Genomic DNA, 18,122 nt, shown 5'->3' with positions numbered 1-18,122 from the left:
CGATGTCGCGCCCGTTGCCGATCGTGGCCCTGGTGGAAACCGCCCGGGGCCTGGAACGCATCACCGAGATCGCGGCAACCAAGGGCACCTTCCGGCTCGCCTTCGGTATCGGCGACTTCCGCCGCGACACCGGTTTCGGCGACGACCCGGCCACCCTCGCCTACACGCGATCACGCTTCACCATCGCCTCCAAGGCCGCCGACCTGCCCAGCGCCATCGACGGGCCGACCATCGGCTCCAATCCGCTGAAGCTGATCGAGGCCACCGCGGTGTCCACCCAGTTCGGGATGACCGGCAAGATCTGCCTGACGCCCGATCAATGTGCCGTCGTCAATGAGGGGCTTTCGCCGTCGCAGGACGAAATCTCATGGGCGAAAGAGTTTTTCGCGGAGTTCGAACGTGACGGGGGAGAGATTCGCAACGGCTCCGACCTGCCCCGCATCGCCCGGGCCACCAAGATCCTGGAGCTGGCCCGCGCCTACGGCATCGAGGCGTTGGACATCGACGAGGAAGAGCGCGATCACTCGCCCGCGCCGTCGGATACCTACCACTACTGAGCCACTGGACGCCTGCATGTCCGCGATTACCCTGGTGTTGTGAGCGCCAAGGGCCGGATCCGGGTGGCGCGGGTCTACGACGACGTCAGCCCCGACGAGGGCCAGCGTGTGCTGGTCGACCGCGTCTGGCCGCGAGGGGTGCGCAAAGACGATCCGCGCGTAGGCATCTGGTGCAAGGACGTCGCTCCGTCGAAAGATCTCCGCGAGTGGTACCACCACGATTCGGACCGGTTCGACGAATTCGCGTCACGCTACAAGAGCGAGTTGCGCGACAGCAGCGCCCTGGACGAGTTGCGCAAGCTCGCCAAGCGCGGTTCCGTCACGCTGGTGACGGCGACCCGCGACGTCGACATCAGCCAGGCCGCGGTGCTGGCCAAGCTGCTCACATCCCGCTGAACCGGGTTCGAACCAGGCTCGTCCCGTTGATATGACCAACCCCGACCCGATCCTCCCGCGGGAACTGACCGACCTTCCCGAGGCGATCCGCAGCGTGCCGCCGCCGCCCATCCCGGAACTACCCGAGCCGTACGGTCTGCGCGTTGCCGACCCGGACGCCGACGCCGGGATGGTCGCGGAGTGGATGAGCCGGCCGCATCTGGTCGAGGCCTGGGAGTCCAACTGGCCGGTGGCGCGGTGGCAACGCTACCTGAAGGCGCAACTGGAGGGCGGCTTCTCACGCCCGCTCATCGCCAGTCTGGACGGTGTAGACCGCGGATACGTCGAATTATACAGAGCGGCAAAGGATTCCATTGCTCGGCGATACGAGCATGACCCCTACGATTTGGGACTGCATGTCGCGGTCGCCGATTTACATTACATCGAGCGCGGCCACGTCAAGTACCTGCTGCCGTATCTGGTGATCGGCATCTTCACCCTGGATCCGCGGTGTCGCCGCATCATGTTCGATCCCGATCATCGTAACACCTTGGCGCGCAAGTTCTGTGAACGAGGCGGCTGCGTATTTCTCGGCGAGCATGACATGGCGAATCGGCGGATGGCGCTGTACGTGCTGCCCCGCACTCCCGAAGATGTCCCCCGTCAGCGCGACACCTGATGGCCCCGCGGACCCGCATCAAAGCTGCTGTGCCAGATGCTGTCCGATGAAGGCCGCCGCTTCACCGAGCAACACGCTCACGACGATGTTGGCCAGTGCGGCCCAGAGTCGGCGTTCCTCGCCGAGCCGCTGCGTTTCCAGCATCCAGGTGGAAAACGTGGTGTAGGCGCCGACAAAGGCGGTGCCGGCCAGCAGGGCCACGTCCTTGTTCAGTGCCAACCCGCCGAGGAAGCCCAAAAGCGCTGCGCCGCTGATGTTCACGGCCAAAGTGCCGAAGGGAAAGGGTCGCGACAGCCGGCGCGCCACCGTGCGGTCGACGACGAAACGCAGCACCGACCCGCTGCCGCCGATGAGCACGACGCCGACCCAGACCAGAGCCGTCGTCACGGTGGCGGCGGTCATCGGCGCACCCGGACCCGGCGCACCAACTTGGTGGCAAGGTGCACCGTCAGCAGGCCGAGCACGATGCTGGTCACGGTGTAGCCGACGGCCAGCCCCCAGTGGCCGTGTTCGATCATCCTCAGCGTCTCGACCTGCATCGTCGAGAAAGTGGTTAAACCGCCGCACAATCCGGTGCCGAGCAGGGGCCGCCGATAGCTCGACGTCGGCAACCGCTCCAGCAGCCGGGTGGTGAAGTACCCCACCAGGAATGCGCCGACGATGTTGACCGTGAACGTCGGCCATGGCCAGCTCGCCGGGTCAGGGCCGGCCAGGGTGCTCAGCGCCGCGCGGGCCAGGGAGCCCAGCGCCCCACCGGCAAACACCGCGGCCAATTCGCGATAGTCCCGTTGAGCCACTGGGTCGATTCCCTTCGTTTGCCGCTGCGCTACGCAGCGTATGGCCGAAGTCCAGACCGGCGCAGCCCGGGGGGACGCGGACACGGGCAGAATTGGTCACCATGGTCGCCAATCCCCGCGCCGGTCAGCCGGCCCAGCCCGAAGACCTCGTCGATCTGTCCCACCTGGTGACGGCGTATTACTCGATTGCGCCCGACCCCGGTGACGTCGCTCAACAGGTCGCCTTCGGCACGTCGGGTCACCGCGGGTCGGCGCTCAACGGGGCGTTCAACGAGGCGCACATCGCGGCGATCACCCAGGCCATCGTCGAGTACCGCGCCGCGCACGGGACCACGGGCCCGTTGTTCATCGGCCGGGACACGCACGGCCTGTCCGAGCCGGCCTGGGTGTCGGCGCTGGAGGTGCTGGCCGCCAACGACGTCGTCGCCATGATCGACTCCCGCGACCGGTACACCCCGACACCCGCGGTCAGCCACGCGATCCTCAGCTACAACCGCGGCCGCACCGAGGCACTGGCCGACGGAATCGTCGTGACACCGTCGCACAACCCGCCGTCTGACGGTGGCTTCAAATACAACCCGCCCAACGGCGGGCCTGCCGACACCGACGCCACCAACGCAATTGCCAAGCGCGCCAACGAGATCCTGCGCGACGGGTCGGGCGTCAAGCGCATTCCGCTGGCCCGGGCGCTGCAAACCGTGCAGCGCCACGATTACCTGGGCAACTATGTCGACGACCTGCCCAACGTGGTCGACATCGACGCCATCCGCGCGGCGGGAGTGCGCATCGGCGCAGACCCGCTGGGCGGGGCCAGCGTGGACTATTGGGCCGAGATCGCCCAGCGGCATCGCCTGGACCTGACCGTGGTCAATCCGCTGGTCGACGCGACATGGCGATTCATGACGCTCGACCACGACGGCAAGATCCGGATGGATTGCAGCTCGCCGGACGCGATGGCGGGGCTAATCCGAACGATGTCCGGCGACCCCGACCGCTACCAGATCGCTACCGGCAACGACGCCGACTCCGACCGGCACGGCATCGTCACGCCCGACGCGGGGCTGCTCAACCCGAACCACTATCTCGCGGTGGCCATCGAATACCTCTACACCCAGCGGCCGTCGTGGCCGGGCGGCATCGCCGTCGGCAAGACCGCCGTCAGTTCGTCGATGATCGACCGCGTGGTCGCAGGCATCGGCCGCAAACTGATCGAAGTGCCGGTCGGGTTCAAGTGGTTCGTCGACGGCCTGATCGGGGGCACCCTGGGCTTCGGCGGCGAGGAGTCGGCCGGGGCGTCTTTCCTGCGGCGGGACGGCTCGGTGTGGACCACCGACAAGGACGGCATCATCCTGGCGCTGCTGGCCTCGGAGATTCTCGCGGTCACCGGGGCGAGCCCGTCGGAGCGGTATCAGCGGCTGACCGCCGAGTACGGCACGCCGTACTACGCGCGGGTCGACGCGCCCGCCGACCGCGACCAGAAGGCCCGGCTCTCGAAGCTCTCCGCCGACCAGGTGACGGCGACGGAATTGGCGGGGGAGCCGATTACCGCGAAGCTGACCGCGGCGCCGGGCAATGGCGCACCGCTGGGCGGATTGAAGGTGACGACGGCCAATGCGTGGTTTGCCGCGCGTCCGTCCGGAACCGAGGACGTGTACAAGATTTATGCGGAATCCTTCAACGGCCCTGAGCATTTGGCGGAGGTGCAGGAAACCGCGCGCGAGGTAGTTAATAAAGTCATTGGGTGACCTTTTCCCTCCGTCTTGCCCGCTCGGGGGGGCGTGCGTCCCGTTCTGGCCGGCTGCCGCGCGAAGTCTGGATTCTGAGCTGGGCGAATATCATGATCGCCCTTGGCTATGGGGTGATCTCGCCGGCGCTGCCAACCTTTGCACGTACCTTCGGGGTCAGCATCAAGGCGGTGACATTCTTGGTCACCGTCTTTTCGTTGAGCCGGTTGTGTTTCGCGCCGATCAGCGGCCTGCTCACCGAGCGGTTGGGTGAGCGGCGGATCTATATCGGGGGTTTGCTGATCGTGGCGGTGTCGACCGCCGCGTGCGCGTTTTCCCAGGCTTACTGGCAGTTGATGCTTTTCCGGGTCTTCAGCGGCATCGGGTCCACAATGTTCTATGTCTCGGCGCTGGGACTGATGATCCACATCAGCCCGCCGGACGCGCGCGGACGGATCGCGGGGCTGTTCACCACCTCGTTCATGGTCGGCGCGGTCGGCGGTCCGGCGGTCGGCGGCCTGGCGGCGGGATGGGGGCTGACCGCACCGTTCGTCGTTTACGGCGTCGCCATGCTGGCCGTCGCGGTGGTGCTGTTCTACAGCCTGCGGAACTCGGCGCTGGCCGCACCGCCGCCGCCGACTCGATCCACGGTGACGCTGCGCGAGGCGCTGCGGGTGCGCGCGTACCGCTCGGCGCTGCTGTCCAATTTCGCGACGGGATGGTCGGCGTTCGGGCTGCGTGTCGCGCTGGTCCCGCTGTTCATCTCCGACGTCATGGGCCGGGGGATCGGCATCATCGGCGTGGTCCTCGCGGCGTTCGCGGGCGGCAACGCGCTGGCCGTCATCCCCAGTGGCTACCTGTCGGACCGGATGGGGCGGCGCACGCTGTTGATCATCGGGCTGGTGACGTCCGGGGTGGCGACCGTCTGGCTGGGCTTCGTGGCGTCGCTGCCGGTGTTCATGGTGGCGGCCGGCGTGGTCGGAGCGATGACGGGGATCTACATGTCACCGCTGCAGGCCGCCGTCGCCGACATCCTGGGCAATGAGGCGCGCGCGGGCCTTCCGGTGGCGACGGTGCAGATGATGTCGGACCTGGGCGCCATCGTCGGCTCGATGGCGGTCGGGTGGACCGCCGAGCGGTTCAGCTACACGTGGGGCTTCGTCATCAGCGGGATCGTTCTGCTGATCGCCGCTATCGGCTGGGTGGTGGCGCCGGAGACCCGAACGGCGGTGGATCTGGAGGCGGATCTGTTGGCGGCTGAGTCGGACGTCGAGCCGGTATGAGCAGCGACTTTGAAGGTCAGTTACCGGTGGTGTAATTTCGATGGGCACGACTTCTCGGGGCTATGGCGCAGCTGGTAGCGCACCACACTGGCAGTGTGGGGGTCAGGGGTTCGAGTCCCCTTAGCTCCACCAAGAAACCGCACGCTGCAGGCGAACGATGGAAAACCCGGCAATGTCAGCGGCGCCGGTGCACCCAGATGGTGATCCCGACGACAGCCGCCACGACAGCCACGGCCACAGGCACGAGACCGTGTGATAGCACCGCGCCTGCCACCCGAGTGGCGGAGCGTTTCGCCTGTCCCGCTTTCTGGACGCTGCCGGCCGAGGGCCCGTTCGTTTCGTGACTCCTCGGCTGCTCGAGAGCGGTGCGATGTGCGGGCCGAACGCTTATCGATTGGGTGGTGGGTCCAGGCTGGCGCTGCTGTTCAGCTACCACTGGATGCGGGGGTGGGCTTCCACGTGCGCCCGACTCCAGAGCGGGCGCCGCCGGAGCTGCGGGCGGTGGCCCCGGTTTCGTCACCGCAGCCGCGCTCATGGATCCCGGCTCGGTGACCGCTGCGAAGGGAGAAGGCCGCAGCCGACCGCGGCTGCGCCCCCGTTTCGGCCCCCACGCCTCATCTCCCAACTCGTCGGGAATCAGCCACATCAGTAGCGCGAGGTTGACTATCCCAAGCACGCCGTGCAGCACGATGTCAGCAGCGTGAAAACCGAACAGCGTCGGTTTAGCCCGCGCCGTGGCGACACTGCTGAAAAACAACAACATCAAGTAGCCGATTGCACTCACTGCAGTCACGGTTACTGCCGCGCGGCGATAACCGATAGCAGCAAGCGCCGCCACCCCAAATGCGAGCAGGATCGCGCTGTGTGCCGCAGTCGTGGCCAAGCCGAGAAGTGGGACGCCGGTGGGTCCGGCATGCGGGTGCAGGGCGGCCGAAATCAACCCCGCGATGCCGAACGCGCTCACCAGCACGCCCTCTACCAGCAGAAACCAACGCCCGCTACGGAAACGCCCAGGATCCATGGGGATCCTGCGCAATCCCGACGTCACGCCGGGAACGTGGCCCGCCGTAACAGGCATCCGCGGCCTTTCGCCTAAGAGGTTCTGCGGCAGGGCTACCCGCTTCCGGCCGGACTACTCCAGCCTTCTCGCGCAGCGCCGACGGCTATCTCAGGAGCCTGGCCTATCGGCGAATTGGGGAAGCGCGAGAGGACCCCGGCGCCGATTAAGGGACGCCGGCACGCATGACTGACCGCTTGCGCGGGTACGCAGCCGAGTGAACGGTTGTTCGCAGCGAATCGGCGCCTTCAGTCCGGTTCGGCCTTAAGTCAACTTGTTTCTTGCGAAGGAGAAACGGATCGACCGACGAAGCACGGTCGGTCGGCGGGAGGAGCTTTCGATGCCCGAGGTCCAACTTCACCACGAGGGACACCCGCGCTACCGCCGGATGGTCCGATTCGACTGGTCCGAGACGCCGCTGCACTGGGTGCCCGACGACCCGTTCGCGACGCACATGATGAACGTCTTGCATCTGCTCCTTCCCGAAGGGGAGCGGCACTTCATCAAGGCCGTCCTGGAAGCATCGTCCCTGGTCGATGACCCGGAGCTGGAGGCGGCGATCAAGCCGTTCATCCAGCAGGAATCCTGGCATGCCTGGGCGCACCAGGTGGTGCTGGACCATTTGGCCGAACAAGGCATCGACACCAAGCCGTACACCTCGCGACTCCGGAAAATGCTGTCGGTGGCGCTGGGTGATCCGCCCAGGTGGTTTCCGCCGGCGATGAAGCGGTGGTGGCTGTATCGGCGTCTGGCCGACGTGGCAGCGCTGGAACATTACACCGCGATGTTGGGCCAATGGGTGCTGCAGAACCGCGGCCTGGATTACGCCGGCACCGATCCGATGATGCTGGATCTGTTGCGCTGGCACGGGGCCGAGGAGGTCGAACACCGTTCTCTGGTGTTCGACGTCTACCAGCATGTGTGCGGCAACTACTTCATCAGGGCCTTCTCCATGCTGATGACCACCCCGCTGTTTTACGGCTGGTGGATTGCCGGAGCGAAATACCTGATGGCCCACGATCCGACCATCGACCAGAAGTGGCGTTGGCGCGATTGGTGGCGTGCGGCCCGCGAATACAAGCTGCCCGGTCCTTGGCAGCTGATGGTGACGCAACCCGCGAGGTACATGCGGCCTTCACATCATCCGGGTCCCGAAGCGGTCACGACGATGGCGGTCGAGTACATCAAGAAGTCGCCGGCGGCGAAGGCCGCCCGCGAACGGGCTCAGCTGGAAGGAAAGGTCGCAGTCCGATGAAGGTTTCAGTGGATCTCGACACCTGCGACGGAAACGGTGTCTGTATGAGCCTGTGCCATGAAGTTTTTGACGTGCGCGAGGACGGGCTCCACGTGCTCCAAGAGCAGCCCCGGCGGGAGCTACGCGGACCGTTGAAGGCCGCCGAAGTGTCGTGCCCCACCCAGGCGATCGTGGTGGAGGACTGACGCGATGCCCGCAAATCGACAGCTACGGCAGGTCGTCGTGATCGGTGCCGGTGTGGCAGGGACGCGGGCGGCGGAGACGCTGCGACGGGACGGCTACGACGGCGCCCTGACCATCGTCGGCGCCGAGCGGCAGGCGCCCTACCATCGGCCCCCGTTGTCGAAGAAGCTGCTCAGCGGTCAGGTGCACCGAGCGGGCATCGATATGGCGCCGCAGTTCGACATGGATGCGCGGGTGCTCAGAGGGGCAACCGCAGTTGGACTGGACATGTCCGCACGTACCGTTCAGGTTTTCGACGACGGCCAGAACCTGTCCTTGGGTTTTGACGGAGTCGTCATCGCCAGTGGCGCGCAACCCCGGGAATGGCCGGGCGGCGAGGTCCCCGAAGGCGTGCTTCTGCTGCGGACCGTCGAGGATTGTCTCCGCATTCGAGAGCGACTCGGCTCGCGGCCACGGGTCGTGGTGATCGGGGGCGGGTTCATCGGGAGTGAGGTCGCCGCAACCTGTCGATTGCTGGGGCTGGATGTGACGCTCGTGGAGAAGGCCGCCGGGCCGCTGGCTCAAGCGTTAGGCGCTGAGCTGGCGCCCTGCTGGGCGCAGTTGCATCGCGAGCACGGCGTCGACCTGCGCGTCGGCGTGGGCGTCGACGGGTTCGGCGGGAACGGGCGGGTGGAAGCAGTCCGACTCACCGACGGTTCGCAGGTCCCAGCCGACGTCGTCGTTGTCGGGCTGGGTGTTACGCCCGCCACGGGCTGGCTGGAAGGCTCGGGTCTGCATCTGGACGACGGCGTGGTCTGCGATGCCACCGGCGCCGCCGAGGGCGACACCGGCGACGGCAATGTGGTCGCCGCCGGGGATGTGGCGCGCTGGTGGCACCCGCTGTATGAGCGCCATCTGCGCACCGAACACTGGGACGACGCGGCGCGTCAGGGCGAGGCAGCGGCACGCACACTGCTGGCCGGGCCCGAGCACGCCGAGGCCTTCGATGCGGTGCCGTATTTCTGGTCCGACCAATATGACGTCAAGTTGCAGATGCTGGGTGTTCCAACGGATTACGACGCTGTCGAGATCATCGAAGGCAATTCGGGCGTCGGGGAGTTCGTCGGCGCTTACGGACGGGACGGCCGCACCATCGCGGTGCTCGGTACGATCCCGGGCCGGGTCCATGCCTATCGGGAGGCCATCGAAAAGCGCGCCGAATTCCCGCCGAGCCGACCGGATTAGCAAAGGCGGACTCGACTCGAGACACGCCTTTTTGGGTACAGCAACCACATGCATCGTCCCGACACGATCATCGAAATTCATCGCGAACGCGTGCAGGACCAGACGGTCGAGATGTTCAGCGGCGACAAGTACACGCAATCCGTCGACGGCGCCGGCTACTCCGCCACGGCGACCCTTGACATCACCGTGGATCGCGTCTGGTTCGTCCTCGACTCCCGTCAGCGGCTGTGGCAGGAGGAGTCCGACGGTGAGGTTCGCGACCCGCTGCGGCACTTCGCAATTGATCTGGTGATCTTCGATTCCAAGATCGTGATCGATTCGGTCACCTGCATCCCGCTGGTGTCGCTGCCCCCGGCAACTATCACGATCCCCGACGGTCCGCGTGCCGGAGAGTCGCGCGAGATCGCGTACAACGAGATTCCGCTGTTCGGGCGGTTGACAATCCACGATCAGCTCGAACCCCACCAGCTAGAGCCGGGCAAGCAGACGATCGCACTGAACTTCACATCCCAGGATGCTCCCGCTCTGGTGGCCGGCCCGGTGCCCGACCAGTACGCCGGGTGGCTGTTCGGTCCGCACGTCGAGCGGCGCGAGGGCGGTGTCACGGTTCTTAACGGACAAGACCCGCGGATCAGCTGGGAACTCGACTACGCCGAGGCGTATTGGATTACCCACAGCATCGCCGGGGAGCTGATGGTGAACCTGGAGAAGCTGCAGCACCCCGGCCTGTCCGACGATGAAGCCAGGACAAGGGTACTCGACTCGCTTGCCGCCCAGATCGCGGAGGCGGTCCGCCCGCAACTGGAGGCAATGGGAGACAACGGGATTCAGGCGTTACTGCCCTCACCGGTGGACGTCGACCCCGAGGCCCTCGACGACAGCACGGTCAAGGAGCTCGACGCCGTGGTGCAGCGCTTTGACGTAGGCCCGCCGTCCATGCAAGTCACCGAGGAATCCATGGTGGTGCAACTGCAGACGCTGCGCGAATTGCCGCCCGGTGAGGAGCTGCCCGCATCCGTCCTTGCCGAAAATCCTCGGGAGAGAGCGGCTTTGGCCGCCACCGGGTGGAGCATTCTGCGGCAGGTCCGTGACACCGTGATGAACAGTTTTGATCTCGACGAGAGCGATTTCGACCCCGACGCGCCGTGCGCGTTGGTAGGCCCGAAGACCATCAGCATCGGCGGACAGGACCGCAGTCTCGACGCTCTCAGCGCCGATATCGTCCCGCGAACCGAGGACGGCCGACTGGTCGTCGACGGCACCGTCAGCGCAGACACCACGCTGTACGACTTCGAGGCGACGTTCAAGGTGACGTACGACATGGGCCTTGGCGGCATTCCTCGCGACCCGAAGGAGAAAGAGCTGCTACGAGAGGACGTAGACAGCATCGAGCTTCTCGAGCAGACGCTGAGTCTGGCCGGTCAGAAGAAGCGCGCCGGTCACCTCAGCACCGAGGAATACGAGGCCGAAGTCAAGCGAGTTCGCGAGCGATTCGATCGGCTACCGCGAACCGTGGGGGTGCGACCGGCGCAGAACTCCGAGCCCGACGTCAATGCGGACTTCAGCCTGACCGCCGCCGGCAAAGTGGCCACGGCTGCGGGTGCGGCGGCTGTCATCGGTCTGCTAGCGCTGCCGGTGACCTGGGTGGCGGGGGCCGCGGGAGTTGGAGCCGCCGGGGCGGGCGGTTTGTTGACCCTGGCGATCGCTCAATACATCACCACCGTCCTCACGATCGACTGGTTCGGCACCGGCATCGGTTCTCGTCAGGTGAAGAAATCGCTGAACGATCAACCCGAGGGCACATCGCTTCCACCGATCGGGATGCCGGTCGACCTCGATCTCAACCGCCAACGCCTCGCGGTGTACTTCCGTCCGGTGCCGGCGAAATTGTGGATCGATTGCGTCGAGGCCGTTGCGGACGAGGGTGAGGCAGGTGAGCTCGACGAGATTCGGGCCATCGGCGGCCGATGGCCCACCGATGGCCACCCGTGGCGGTTGTCGCACGATGATGCCGTGTTGTTCGTGGACTCCGATGAACTGCAGCTTGTTGTCGATCCGGCCGAAGCGGGCGGCCACGAGATGCCGGTCGGCGTTGACACCGACGAGGACGGACGACGTCGCCTGTGCGTGCCGAGTGATCCCGGCCTATTGCGCCGGCTTCCACACTGCGACGAGCGGGATTCGCCGTAGGTAGCCGCGACCCTTCTTGGTGGTCAGCACAAAACAGCGGCCGAGAACCACCCACCGGCCACAAGCGCGATGAGGAGCGCGGCCGTGGTTTGTCCCATGGCCGCGGCCGCGATGGCGCCCACGATCGCGCAGATGAGCACGGTGACAGTCAGAAAGGCGACGAGCAGACGGTGTGAATTGACCGCCGCGCCGGCGCGGGGCGCGATGACGGACTTTCGAGAGCGATCCACGCCAACCATGAAATCTCCTTAGGTGTGACGCCCGCAACATACCCAGGCCATGTGTGGTCTAGATCACATCATAGCCGGATGGACGCCGCCTGTTATCGCACCGGAACGTCGTGGCGGTCTTTAGGATGCTCTGATCGCCCATTGACCAAGGTTGGCCGGACGACAGATGCCTGAAGCAGCGTATGCACCGACCGAAGAGCAGCGCATGACCGCTGTGCGACGGGTCGATTTGCTGGGAACACCCGCCGAAGAGCGGTTCGACAGGATCACGCGACTGGCGCGACGTCTGTTCGATGTTCCGATGGCGGTCATCGACATCGTCGGCGAGAAGCTCGCCTGGCTGAAAAGTGCGCAGGGGTTCGACGGTTTCGAGGGGCCGCGTTGTGACTCGTACTGCCACCACACCGTGCTCGACGACGAGATCTTCGTCGTCCGAGATGCGCGCACCGATCCGCGGGTGTGCGACAGCGGCTTTGCCAATACCTGGGTGTTCTACGTCGGGGTGTCGTTGAGCTTCGAGGGTGAACGCGTCGGCGTGCTCTGCATCGGTGACACCGAGCCCCGCGATTTCGATCCCGACGCGCATCGCTCGCTCCGCGATCTCGCCGCGATGGCCGAGCAGGAGTTGCAGGTCGCCCGGATGTCGGAAACGCAACTCGCGCTCGCGCGCGTCAACGACGAGCTCCAGATGAAGGCGAACGTCGATGTGCTGACCCGTCTTTGGAACCGGCGCGCCGTCTTCGAGATCGCCGAAACCGAGCGACTCAGGGCCGACGACGGCGCACAGCTGGCCGCACTGCTCATCGACCTGGATCACTTCAAGGCGGTCAACGACACCTATGGCCATCCGGCGGGCGACGAGGTGTTGCGGGTGAGTGCGGAACGCCTGCGCGCATCGATCAGGTCCGTGGATGCCGTCGGGCGGATCGGTGGCGAGGAGTTTCTGGTCCTCGTGACCGATGCCGAGTCGGACGACGTGGCCGCCATGGCCGAGCGAATCCGGGCGACCCAGGCCGACACCCCCGTCCGGTTCGGTCAGCACTCCATTCCGGTCACGTGCAGCGTCGGCTATGCGATCGCGGCCGCGGGCGAGTCCGTCGACGGGCTCGTCAGCCGCGCCGACGAGGCTCTTTATCGCGCCAAATCCAACGGACGGAATCGCGTCGAGCCGCTCACGATTGACCCGGACGATCCGAACTCATCGCACCGCCGAACGGTGCGGCGCAACAAGGAAGTCGAGCCCTGCGGCGGGTAACGGGACACCAGCCGCAGTGAGGGCAGGTTCGCCGTTATCCGGCTGAGACCGCCGATTAGGTTTTCGCCTCGATGCGGATTAGTCTTGCCCGCGGTTCGTTCGCGACTCAGGAAAGCAGCCATGTCTGTTCAGCCCACTCTGCTGCGCCGTCAATCGTTGCGCAGCGCCCGCCGTCAGCGGGTCGCTCCCCGCGTGAAGTGTCCGATGGTCGGCCAGTGCTTCGATGTCGAAATCACTCGCGACGCGGACGGATGGATCATCCGGATACCCGAGATCGGCAGGGCCACTCGCGCCGGCAGCCGGGCCACGGTGGAGCTGGCGGCACGCGAATGCATCGCGACCTGCACTGGCATCCCGATCGGGTACGTCGCCGTCTACGTCGCCAGCGAGACCAGCTAGTTACCTAGCCGCCCGGCGCGATCGCGATCGATTTCGTCTCGAGGTAGCCGTCGAGCCCTTCGGGCCCGAGCTCTCGGCCGTAACCGCTTGCCTTGACGCCGCCGAAGGGCGCAAACGGATCCATCGTGTAGCCCTGGTTGATGCCGAGTGTGCCGGTGCGGATCCGCGTGGCCAGTGCCAGGGCCCGGTCCGTGTCGTTGCCCCAGACCGATCCGGCCAATCCGTAGTCGGAATCGTTGGCGATCTCGACTGCCTGCTCCTCGTCGCGGTAGGGGATGACCGTGATGACCGGTCCGAAGATCTCTTCGCGCGCGATGCGCATCGCGTTGTCGGCGGCCGCGAACAGGGTGGGTCGGACGTACCAGCCGCGGTCGAGCCCGTCGGGCATGTCGGCGCCGCCGAGGATCAATCGCGCCCCCTCGTCGTGGCCGACCCGGATGTAGTCGCGAACGCGCTGCTGCTGGCGTCGCGACACCAGGGGACCGAGCTGGGTCTTGGGATCGCTGGGGTCGCCGACGCGAAGGCTGTTCATCTCGGCGGCGAGCGCGTCGACGTATTCGTCGTGGCGCGCATGGGGCACCAGCACGCGCGTCAGCGCATTGCAGATCTGGCCGCTGTTGGACAGGCTGGCCGATCGCACCCCGGCGGCGACCTTGTCCGGCGCGGCGTCGTCGAGAACCAGCGCCGCCGACTTGCCGCCGAGTTCGAGGCTGACCTTGGTCAGGTTGGCGGCGCAGGCCGCGGCGACGGCGCGGCCGGCCGTGGTGGAGCCGGTGAAGGACACCTTGTCGACTCCGCGGTGGGCGACGAGGTAGGCGCCGAGCGCGGCGTCGCCCGGGAGCACGCTGACCACGCCGGGTGGCAGGCCCGCCTCGTCGAGCATCTCGCCCAAAAGTAGTGCGTCCAAGGGGCTTTCGGGCGCAGGCTTGAGGACGACGGTGCAGCCGGCCAGCAGCGCCGGCACCAGTTTGGTGATGATCAGAAATTGCGGCATGTTCCAGGGGACGATCGCCGCGACGACGCCGACGGGCTCTTTGTGGACCAGGACGTCGCTGCCGAAGAACCCCGGCCTGGTCTCCTGCCATTGGTGTCGCTCGGCCAGGTCGCAGAACGCACGGATCATGAATGCGGGCAGGCCGACCTGCGCGCGCTGGGCGAAGCTGGTCGGGGCGCCGATCTCGGCGGTGATGATGTCGGCCATCTCAAGACGGCGTCTGTCGTAGATGTCGGCCAGGCGCCGGATGGCCGCGATCCGTTCCGGCGGCTCGCTGCGTGCCCACGGCGCCGAGGTCAAGGCCGTGCGCGCGGCGGCGACGGCGGCGTCGACGTCGTCGGGTCCGGCCGCATCGACCTCGGCGATGGGTTCCTCGGTATGTGGTGAGATGACTTGCACGACCTGGTGGTCCATCCGCGCCTCCCGGGGCCAATATCAACTACTTGCTATTGATGGGTCGAGGATATACCGTCGGCCGTGACGGAGCTCTCAGGGATCGGTGAAACCGGTGCGCAGGTGGTTGTTTCGCGCGGGCAGTGCAGAAGTGAGCGGCTGGGCACCCAGGGTTTCCCCACGTTGGACTGCATAAGGAGCGATCATGGCTCGATTCCCCAAACCGCCGGAGGGCAGCTGGACCGAGCATTACCCCGAATTGGGCACCGGTCCGGTGTCGTACGAGGACTCCATCAGCCCCGAGATCTACGAGTTGGAACGTGACGCCATCTTCAAGCGGGCCTGGCTCAATGTCGGTCGCGTGGAACAACTTCCACGCAAGGGAAGTTACCTCACCCGGGAACTGAAGGTCGCCAACACCTCGATCATTCTGGTGCGCACAACATCTGGTGACATCAAGGCCTACCACAACGTGTGCCGGCACCGCGGCAACAAGCTGGTGTGGAACGACATGCCACAGGAAGAGACGCGCGGCGTGTGCCGGCAGTTCACCTGCAAATACCACGCTTGGCGCTACGACCTGGATGGCAACCTCACCTTTGTGCAGCAGGAGGAGGAGTTCTTCGACCTCGACAAGAGCCGCTACGGCCTGGTGCCGGTGCACTGCGACGTGTGGGAGGGCTTCATCTTCGTCAACTTCGCCAAGAAACCCGAACAGTCGTTGCGAGAGTTCTTGGGGCCCATGATCGCCGGGCTGGAGGGCTACCCCTTCGACAAGATGACATCTCGCTGGTACTACCGCTCGGAAGTCAAGGCGAACTGGAAGCTCTACATGGACGCGTTCCAGGAGTTCTACCACGCGCCCGTGCTGCATGCGAACCAGTCGCCCACCGCGTACTCGAAGGCGGCCGCCGAGACGGGATTTGAAGCTCCGCACTACCGGCTGGACGGACCGCACCGGCTGGTCAGCACCTCAGGGGTGCGGGCCTGGGAAATGGCCGACGAGATGCGCAAGCCGATGGAAGACATCTGCCAGAGCGGACTTTTCGGCCCCTGGGACAAGCCTGATCTGGGGCCGATGCCCGCCGGCCTCAACCCCGCGAAATGCGATCCGTGGGGCCTGGATTCGTTCCAGCTTTTCCCCAACTTCGTCATCCTGTTCTGGGGCCAGGGTTGGTATTTGACCTACCACTACTGGCCGACGTCTTACAACAGCCAGCTCTTCGAAGGCACGCTGTACTTCCCGGCGCCGCGCACCCCGCGCGAGCGGGTGGCCCAGGAGTTGGCAGCGGTGTCGTTCAAGGAATACGGCCTGCAGGACGCCAACACGCTGGAGGCGACCCAGACGATGCTCGAATCACAGGTGATCGACGACTTCTTGCTCTGCGACCAGGAGGTGCTGATCCGTCACCTACACAAGGAGACCGCGGCCTGGATCGATGACTATCGCCGGACTTCCACGGCAGGGGTGTGATGACGATGCCGATGCTGCCCGCCGAGTTCGCCGACCTCGAACGGTTCTCCGACTGGTGCCTGCCCAGCGAACCCGAACGTTACGCCAAGAGGCTGGCCAGTTCGATGACGGAAATGAAGGCGTTTTACGACGCGATCACCGCGCGAGCCGAAGAGGCTCTGACGTTCTGCGACAAGTTTTCTCTCGACGACCTGCCCGACGACGTCCAGAATCTGATGCACCTGCTCTATTCCATGATCATGGTGTCGTTCCCGGTCGAATGCTGGAAACAGCCACGCGTCCCGGATTCGGGTGCGTCGACGCTGGACTGCGTGTCCGAGCCGGTTCCATGATCTCCGTGCTGCGCGCTGCCCGCTGGGCTGACGTCGTGACCGGCCAGATCCACACGCCGGCGGAAGTGGTGATCGACGGCGAACGCATCACCGCCATCAATCCCCAAGAGCCGCTGCCGGATTCGGCGACCATCATCGACCTCGGCGACGTGACGCTGCTCCCGGGCCTGATGGACATGGAACTCAACCTGCTCATCGGCGGCCCCGGCGGTCCGGAGGGCCTACCGGCGCCCATGCATGGCGTGCAGGACGACCCCGCCTACCGCACGCTGCGCGGCGCGGTCAACGCGCGCACCACCCTGGAGGCCGGGTTCACCACGGTGCGCAACCTCGGGCTGATGGTCAAGACGGGGGGATATCTGCTCGATGTGGCGCTGCAACGCGCCATCGACCAGGGCTGGCACGTGGGGCCGCGTGTCTATCCCGCCGGCCACGCGGTCACCCCGTACGGCGGGCATCTGGACCCAACGGTGTTCCAGCGGTTGGCCCCCGGGATCATGCCGCTGTCGGTGGCCGAGGGTATCGCCAATGGTGTGCCCGACGTGATCGCCTGCGTGCGTTACCAAATCCGGCACGGCGCCAAGCTGATCAAGGTCTCCGCCTCGGGCGGCGTGATGTCGCACAGCACCGCGCCCGGTGCGCAGCAGTACTCCGACGCCGAGTTCGCCGCGATCGCCGACGAGGCCCACCGGGCCGGGGTCCGGGTGGCCGCACACGCCGTGGGGGACAGCGCAATACAGGCGTGCATTCGCGCCGGGATCGACTGCATCGAGCACGGCTTCCTGGCCAGCGACGAGACGATCCAGATGATGGTCGACCACGGGACGTTCCTGGTCTCGACCACGTATCTGACCGACGCCATGGCCATCGACCGCATCGCACCGGAGTTGCGCAAGAAAGCGCTCGAGGTGTTTCCCCGGGCAAAGTCGATGCTGCCCAAGGCGATTGACGCCGGGGTGCGCATCGCGTGTGGCACTGATGCGCCGGCCATCCCGCACGGTCAGAACGCCGAGGAACTCGGCGCGCTGGTGGAACGGGGCATGACTCCCGCGCAAGCGATCCGTGCGGCCACCGTGGTGGCCGCCGAGCTGATCGAGGCGGACGACGAGTTGGGCAGGTTGGCGCCCGGCTATCTGGCCGACATCATCGCCGTTCCCGGCGACCCTTTCGACGACATCGCCGCAACCCTCGACGTTCGCTTTGTCATGAAGAACGGGCAGATCTACAAGACCCCCGCGACGTGATGGAGGCGGGCATGGAACTCACCGACAACATCCTGTGGCTGCTCAAGCAGGCCTTCTACTACTCGCTGACCACCATCAACGAGGCGATGCGAGAACACGGTGTGAGCACCGCCCAGATCGGTGTGCTGCGCCAGTTGGCCAACGAACCAGGCTTGTCGGGCGCCGAATTGGCGCGGCGCCTGCTGATCAGCCCGCAGGGCGTCCAGCTCGCGCTCACCGCGCTGGAACGCCGCGGCCTGGTGGAGAGGAAGCGGGACCCCCAGCACGCCCGCATCCTGCGGGCCTACCTGACCGGGGAGGGGCGCAAGGTCGCCGAGACGGTGGTCAGCGATGCGATCGCCGCACACCAGGAGGTGTTCGGCGTACTGACCGAGCAAGAACAGCGGACCCTGCGGGAATTGCTGGGCCGCGTGGTCGAAAAGGGCACCGGCCATGAGCTGTTCAACGATCACGTCGACGGCTGACGCCGCCGGCGGC

At 66.0% G+C, this 18,122-nt stretch carries 20 protein-coding genes and 1 tRNA gene; 16 read left to right on the top strand and 5 right to left on the bottom strand.

Annotation, left to right across the window (positions count from 1 at the left end; translation table 11 throughout):
* The 3 genes from A5708_RS22130 to A5708_RS22120 all read left to right on the top strand — a co-directional run.
* The coding region (locus A5708_RS22130; protein ID WP_231117985.1) for an HpcH/HpaI aldolase/citrate lyase family protein at positions 1 to 557 on the top strand (557 nt) is incomplete at its 5' end.
* 39 nt (positions 558 to 596) lie between these two features.
* On the top strand, positions 597 to 953 hold the full coding sequence (locus A5708_RS22125) for a DUF488 domain-containing protein (protein ID WP_065030672.1): 357 nt from the start codon (positions 597 to 599) through the stop codon (positions 951 to 953).
* 31 nt (positions 954 to 984) lie between these two features.
* Positions 985 to 1,611: a GNAT family N-acetyltransferase gene (locus A5708_RS22120; protein WP_065030671.1), complete on the top strand. Its 627-nt coding sequence runs from the start codon at positions 985 to 987 to the stop codon at positions 1,609 to 1,611.
* An 18-nt stretch (positions 1,612 to 1,629) separates the two neighbouring features.
* On the opposite strand, the gene crcB (A5708_RS22115) is transcribed toward A5708_RS22120, so the two are convergent.
* On the bottom strand, positions 1,630 to 2,013 hold the full coding sequence (gene crcB / locus A5708_RS22115; RefSeq protein ID WP_065030670.1) for a fluoride efflux transporter CrcB: 384 nt from the start codon (positions 2,011 to 2,013) through the stop codon (positions 1,630 to 1,632).
* Positions 2,010 to 2,408, bottom strand: coding sequence for a fluoride efflux transporter CrcB (gene crcB / locus A5708_RS22110; RefSeq protein ID WP_065030669.1), 399 nt, complete (start codon positions 2,406 to 2,408; stop codon positions 2,010 to 2,012). Before crcB (A5708_RS22110) ends, crcB (A5708_RS22115) begins: the two co-directional genes overlap by 4 nt.
* 101 nt (positions 2,409 to 2,509) lie before the next feature.
* On the opposite strand from crcB (A5708_RS22110), the gene pgm reads away from it, so the two are divergent.
* The 3 genes from pgm (at position 2,510) to A5708_RS22095 (ending at position 5,547) form a co-directional block, all read left to right on the top strand.
* Positions 2,510 to 4,153 carry a phosphoglucomutase (alpha-D-glucose-1,6-bisphosphate-dependent) gene (pgm, locus tag A5708_RS22105; RefSeq protein WP_065030668.1) on the top strand — a complete coding sequence of 548 codons (1,644 nt, stop codon included), beginning with the start codon at positions 2,510 to 2,512 and terminating at the stop codon, positions 4,151 to 4,153.
* Between the two features lie 92 nt (positions 4,154 to 4,245).
* Positions 4,246 to 5,415 carry an MFS transporter gene (locus A5708_RS22100; protein ID WP_065030667.1) on the top strand — a complete coding sequence of 390 codons (1,170 nt, stop codon included), beginning with the start codon at positions 4,246 to 4,248 and terminating at the stop codon, positions 5,413 to 5,415.
* A 56-nt stretch (positions 5,416 to 5,471) separates the two neighbouring features.
* Positions 5,472 to 5,547, top strand: a tRNA-Ala gene (locus A5708_RS22095).
* 43 nt (positions 5,548 to 5,590) lie between these two features.
* Here A5708_RS22095 and A5708_RS26475 read toward each other — a convergent pair.
* The gene (locus tag A5708_RS26475) at positions 5,591 to 6,463 is read right to left on the bottom strand and encodes a DUF4383 domain-containing protein (protein ID WP_196772715.1); all 873 of its coding nucleotides are present in this window, start codon (positions 6,461 to 6,463) and stop codon (positions 5,591 to 5,593) included.
* Positions 6,464 to 6,812: 349 nt separating this feature from the next.
* Between A5708_RS26475 and A5708_RS22090 the strand changes: the two genes are divergently transcribed.
* Genes A5708_RS22090 through A5708_RS22075 form a run of 4 tightly spaced genes read left to right on the top strand, consistent with a single transcriptional unit; the run spans position 6,813 to position 11,324 of the window.
* Entirely contained in the window at positions 6,813 to 7,727 is a 915-nt protein-coding gene (locus tag A5708_RS22090; protein WP_065030666.1) for a metal-dependent hydrolase, read from the top strand.
* Entirely contained in the window at positions 7,724 to 7,912 is a 189-nt protein-coding gene (locus A5708_RS22085) for a ferredoxin (protein ID WP_065030665.1), read from the top strand. Before A5708_RS22090 ends, A5708_RS22085 begins: the two co-directional genes overlap by 4 nt.
* 4 nt (positions 7,913 to 7,916) lie before the next feature.
* Entirely contained in the window at positions 7,917 to 9,134 is a 1,218-nt protein-coding gene (locus A5708_RS22080) for an NAD(P)/FAD-dependent oxidoreductase (RefSeq protein WP_065030664.1), read from the top strand.
* A 48-nt stretch (positions 9,135 to 9,182) separates the two neighbouring features.
* The gene (locus A5708_RS22075; RefSeq protein WP_065030663.1) at positions 9,183 to 11,324 is read left to right on the top strand and encodes a hypothetical protein; all 2,142 of its coding nucleotides are present in this window, start codon (positions 9,183 to 9,185) and stop codon (positions 11,322 to 11,324) included.
* A gap of 23 nt (positions 11,325 to 11,347) precedes the next feature.
* Here the strand turns inward: A5708_RS22075 and A5708_RS22070 are convergent, their stop codons facing one another.
* Positions 11,348 to 11,563 carry a hypothetical protein gene (locus A5708_RS22070; protein ID WP_065030662.1) on the bottom strand — a complete coding sequence of 72 codons (216 nt, stop codon included), beginning with the start codon at positions 11,561 to 11,563 and terminating at the stop codon, positions 11,348 to 11,350.
* Positions 11,564 to 11,720: 157 nt separating this feature from the next.
* On the opposite strand from A5708_RS22070, the gene A5708_RS22065 reads away from it, so the two are divergent.
* Both A5708_RS22065 and A5708_RS22060 read left to right on the top strand, forming a co-directional pair.
* Positions 11,721 to 12,809, top strand: a complete 1,089-nt coding sequence (locus A5708_RS22065) for a sensor domain-containing diguanylate cyclase (RefSeq protein ID WP_065030661.1) — start codon at positions 11,721 to 11,723, stop codon at positions 12,807 to 12,809.
* A gap of 204 nt (positions 12,810 to 13,013) precedes the next feature.
* Positions 13,014 to 13,208, top strand: coding sequence for a long chain fatty acid-CoA synthetase Faa4p (locus tag A5708_RS22060; protein WP_065030660.1), 195 nt, complete (start codon positions 13,014 to 13,016; stop codon positions 13,206 to 13,208).
* Between the two features lie 4 nt (positions 13,209 to 13,212).
* Here A5708_RS22060 and A5708_RS22055 read toward each other — a convergent pair whose 3' ends face one another.
* A complete protein-coding gene (locus A5708_RS22055; protein ID WP_065030659.1) occupies positions 13,213 to 14,616 on the bottom strand; it encodes an aldehyde dehydrogenase in 1,404 nt (467 codons plus the stop codon).
* A gap of 184 nt (positions 14,617 to 14,800) precedes the next feature.
* On the opposite strand from A5708_RS22055, the gene A5708_RS22050 reads away from it, so the two are divergent.
* The 4 genes from A5708_RS22050 to A5708_RS22035 are packed head-to-tail and all read left to right on the top strand — an operon-like array spanning position 14,801 to position 18,109.
* Positions 14,801 to 16,069: an aromatic ring-hydroxylating oxygenase subunit alpha gene (locus tag A5708_RS22050; protein WP_065030658.1), complete on the top strand. Its 1,269-nt coding sequence runs from the start codon at positions 14,801 to 14,803 to the stop codon at positions 16,067 to 16,069.
* Positions 16,066 to 16,401 carry a hypothetical protein gene (locus A5708_RS22045; protein WP_196772714.1) on the top strand — a complete coding sequence of 112 codons (336 nt, stop codon included), beginning with the start codon at positions 16,066 to 16,068 and terminating at the stop codon, positions 16,399 to 16,401. Before A5708_RS22050 ends, A5708_RS22045 begins: the two co-directional genes overlap by 4 nt.
* The gene (locus tag A5708_RS22040; RefSeq protein WP_065030656.1) at positions 16,398 to 17,645 is read left to right on the top strand and encodes a metal-dependent hydrolase family protein; all 1,248 of its coding nucleotides are present in this window, start codon (positions 16,398 to 16,400) and stop codon (positions 17,643 to 17,645) included. Before A5708_RS22045 ends, A5708_RS22040 begins: the two co-directional genes overlap by 4 nt.
* A gap of 11 nt (positions 17,646 to 17,656) precedes the next feature.
* Positions 17,657 to 18,109: a MarR family winged helix-turn-helix transcriptional regulator gene (locus A5708_RS22035; RefSeq protein ID WP_065030678.1), complete on the top strand. Its 453-nt coding sequence runs from the start codon at positions 17,657 to 17,659 to the stop codon at positions 18,107 to 18,109.
* Positions 18,110 to 18,122 lie beyond the last annotated feature (13 nt).

The organism is Mycobacterium colombiense, assembly GCF_001672755.1.
GTDB classification, from domain to species: Bacteria; Actinomycetota; Actinomycetes; order Mycobacteriales; family Mycobacteriaceae; genus Mycobacterium; species Mycobacterium colombiense_C.
This window is presented reverse-complemented; position numbering and strand designations above follow the sequence as displayed.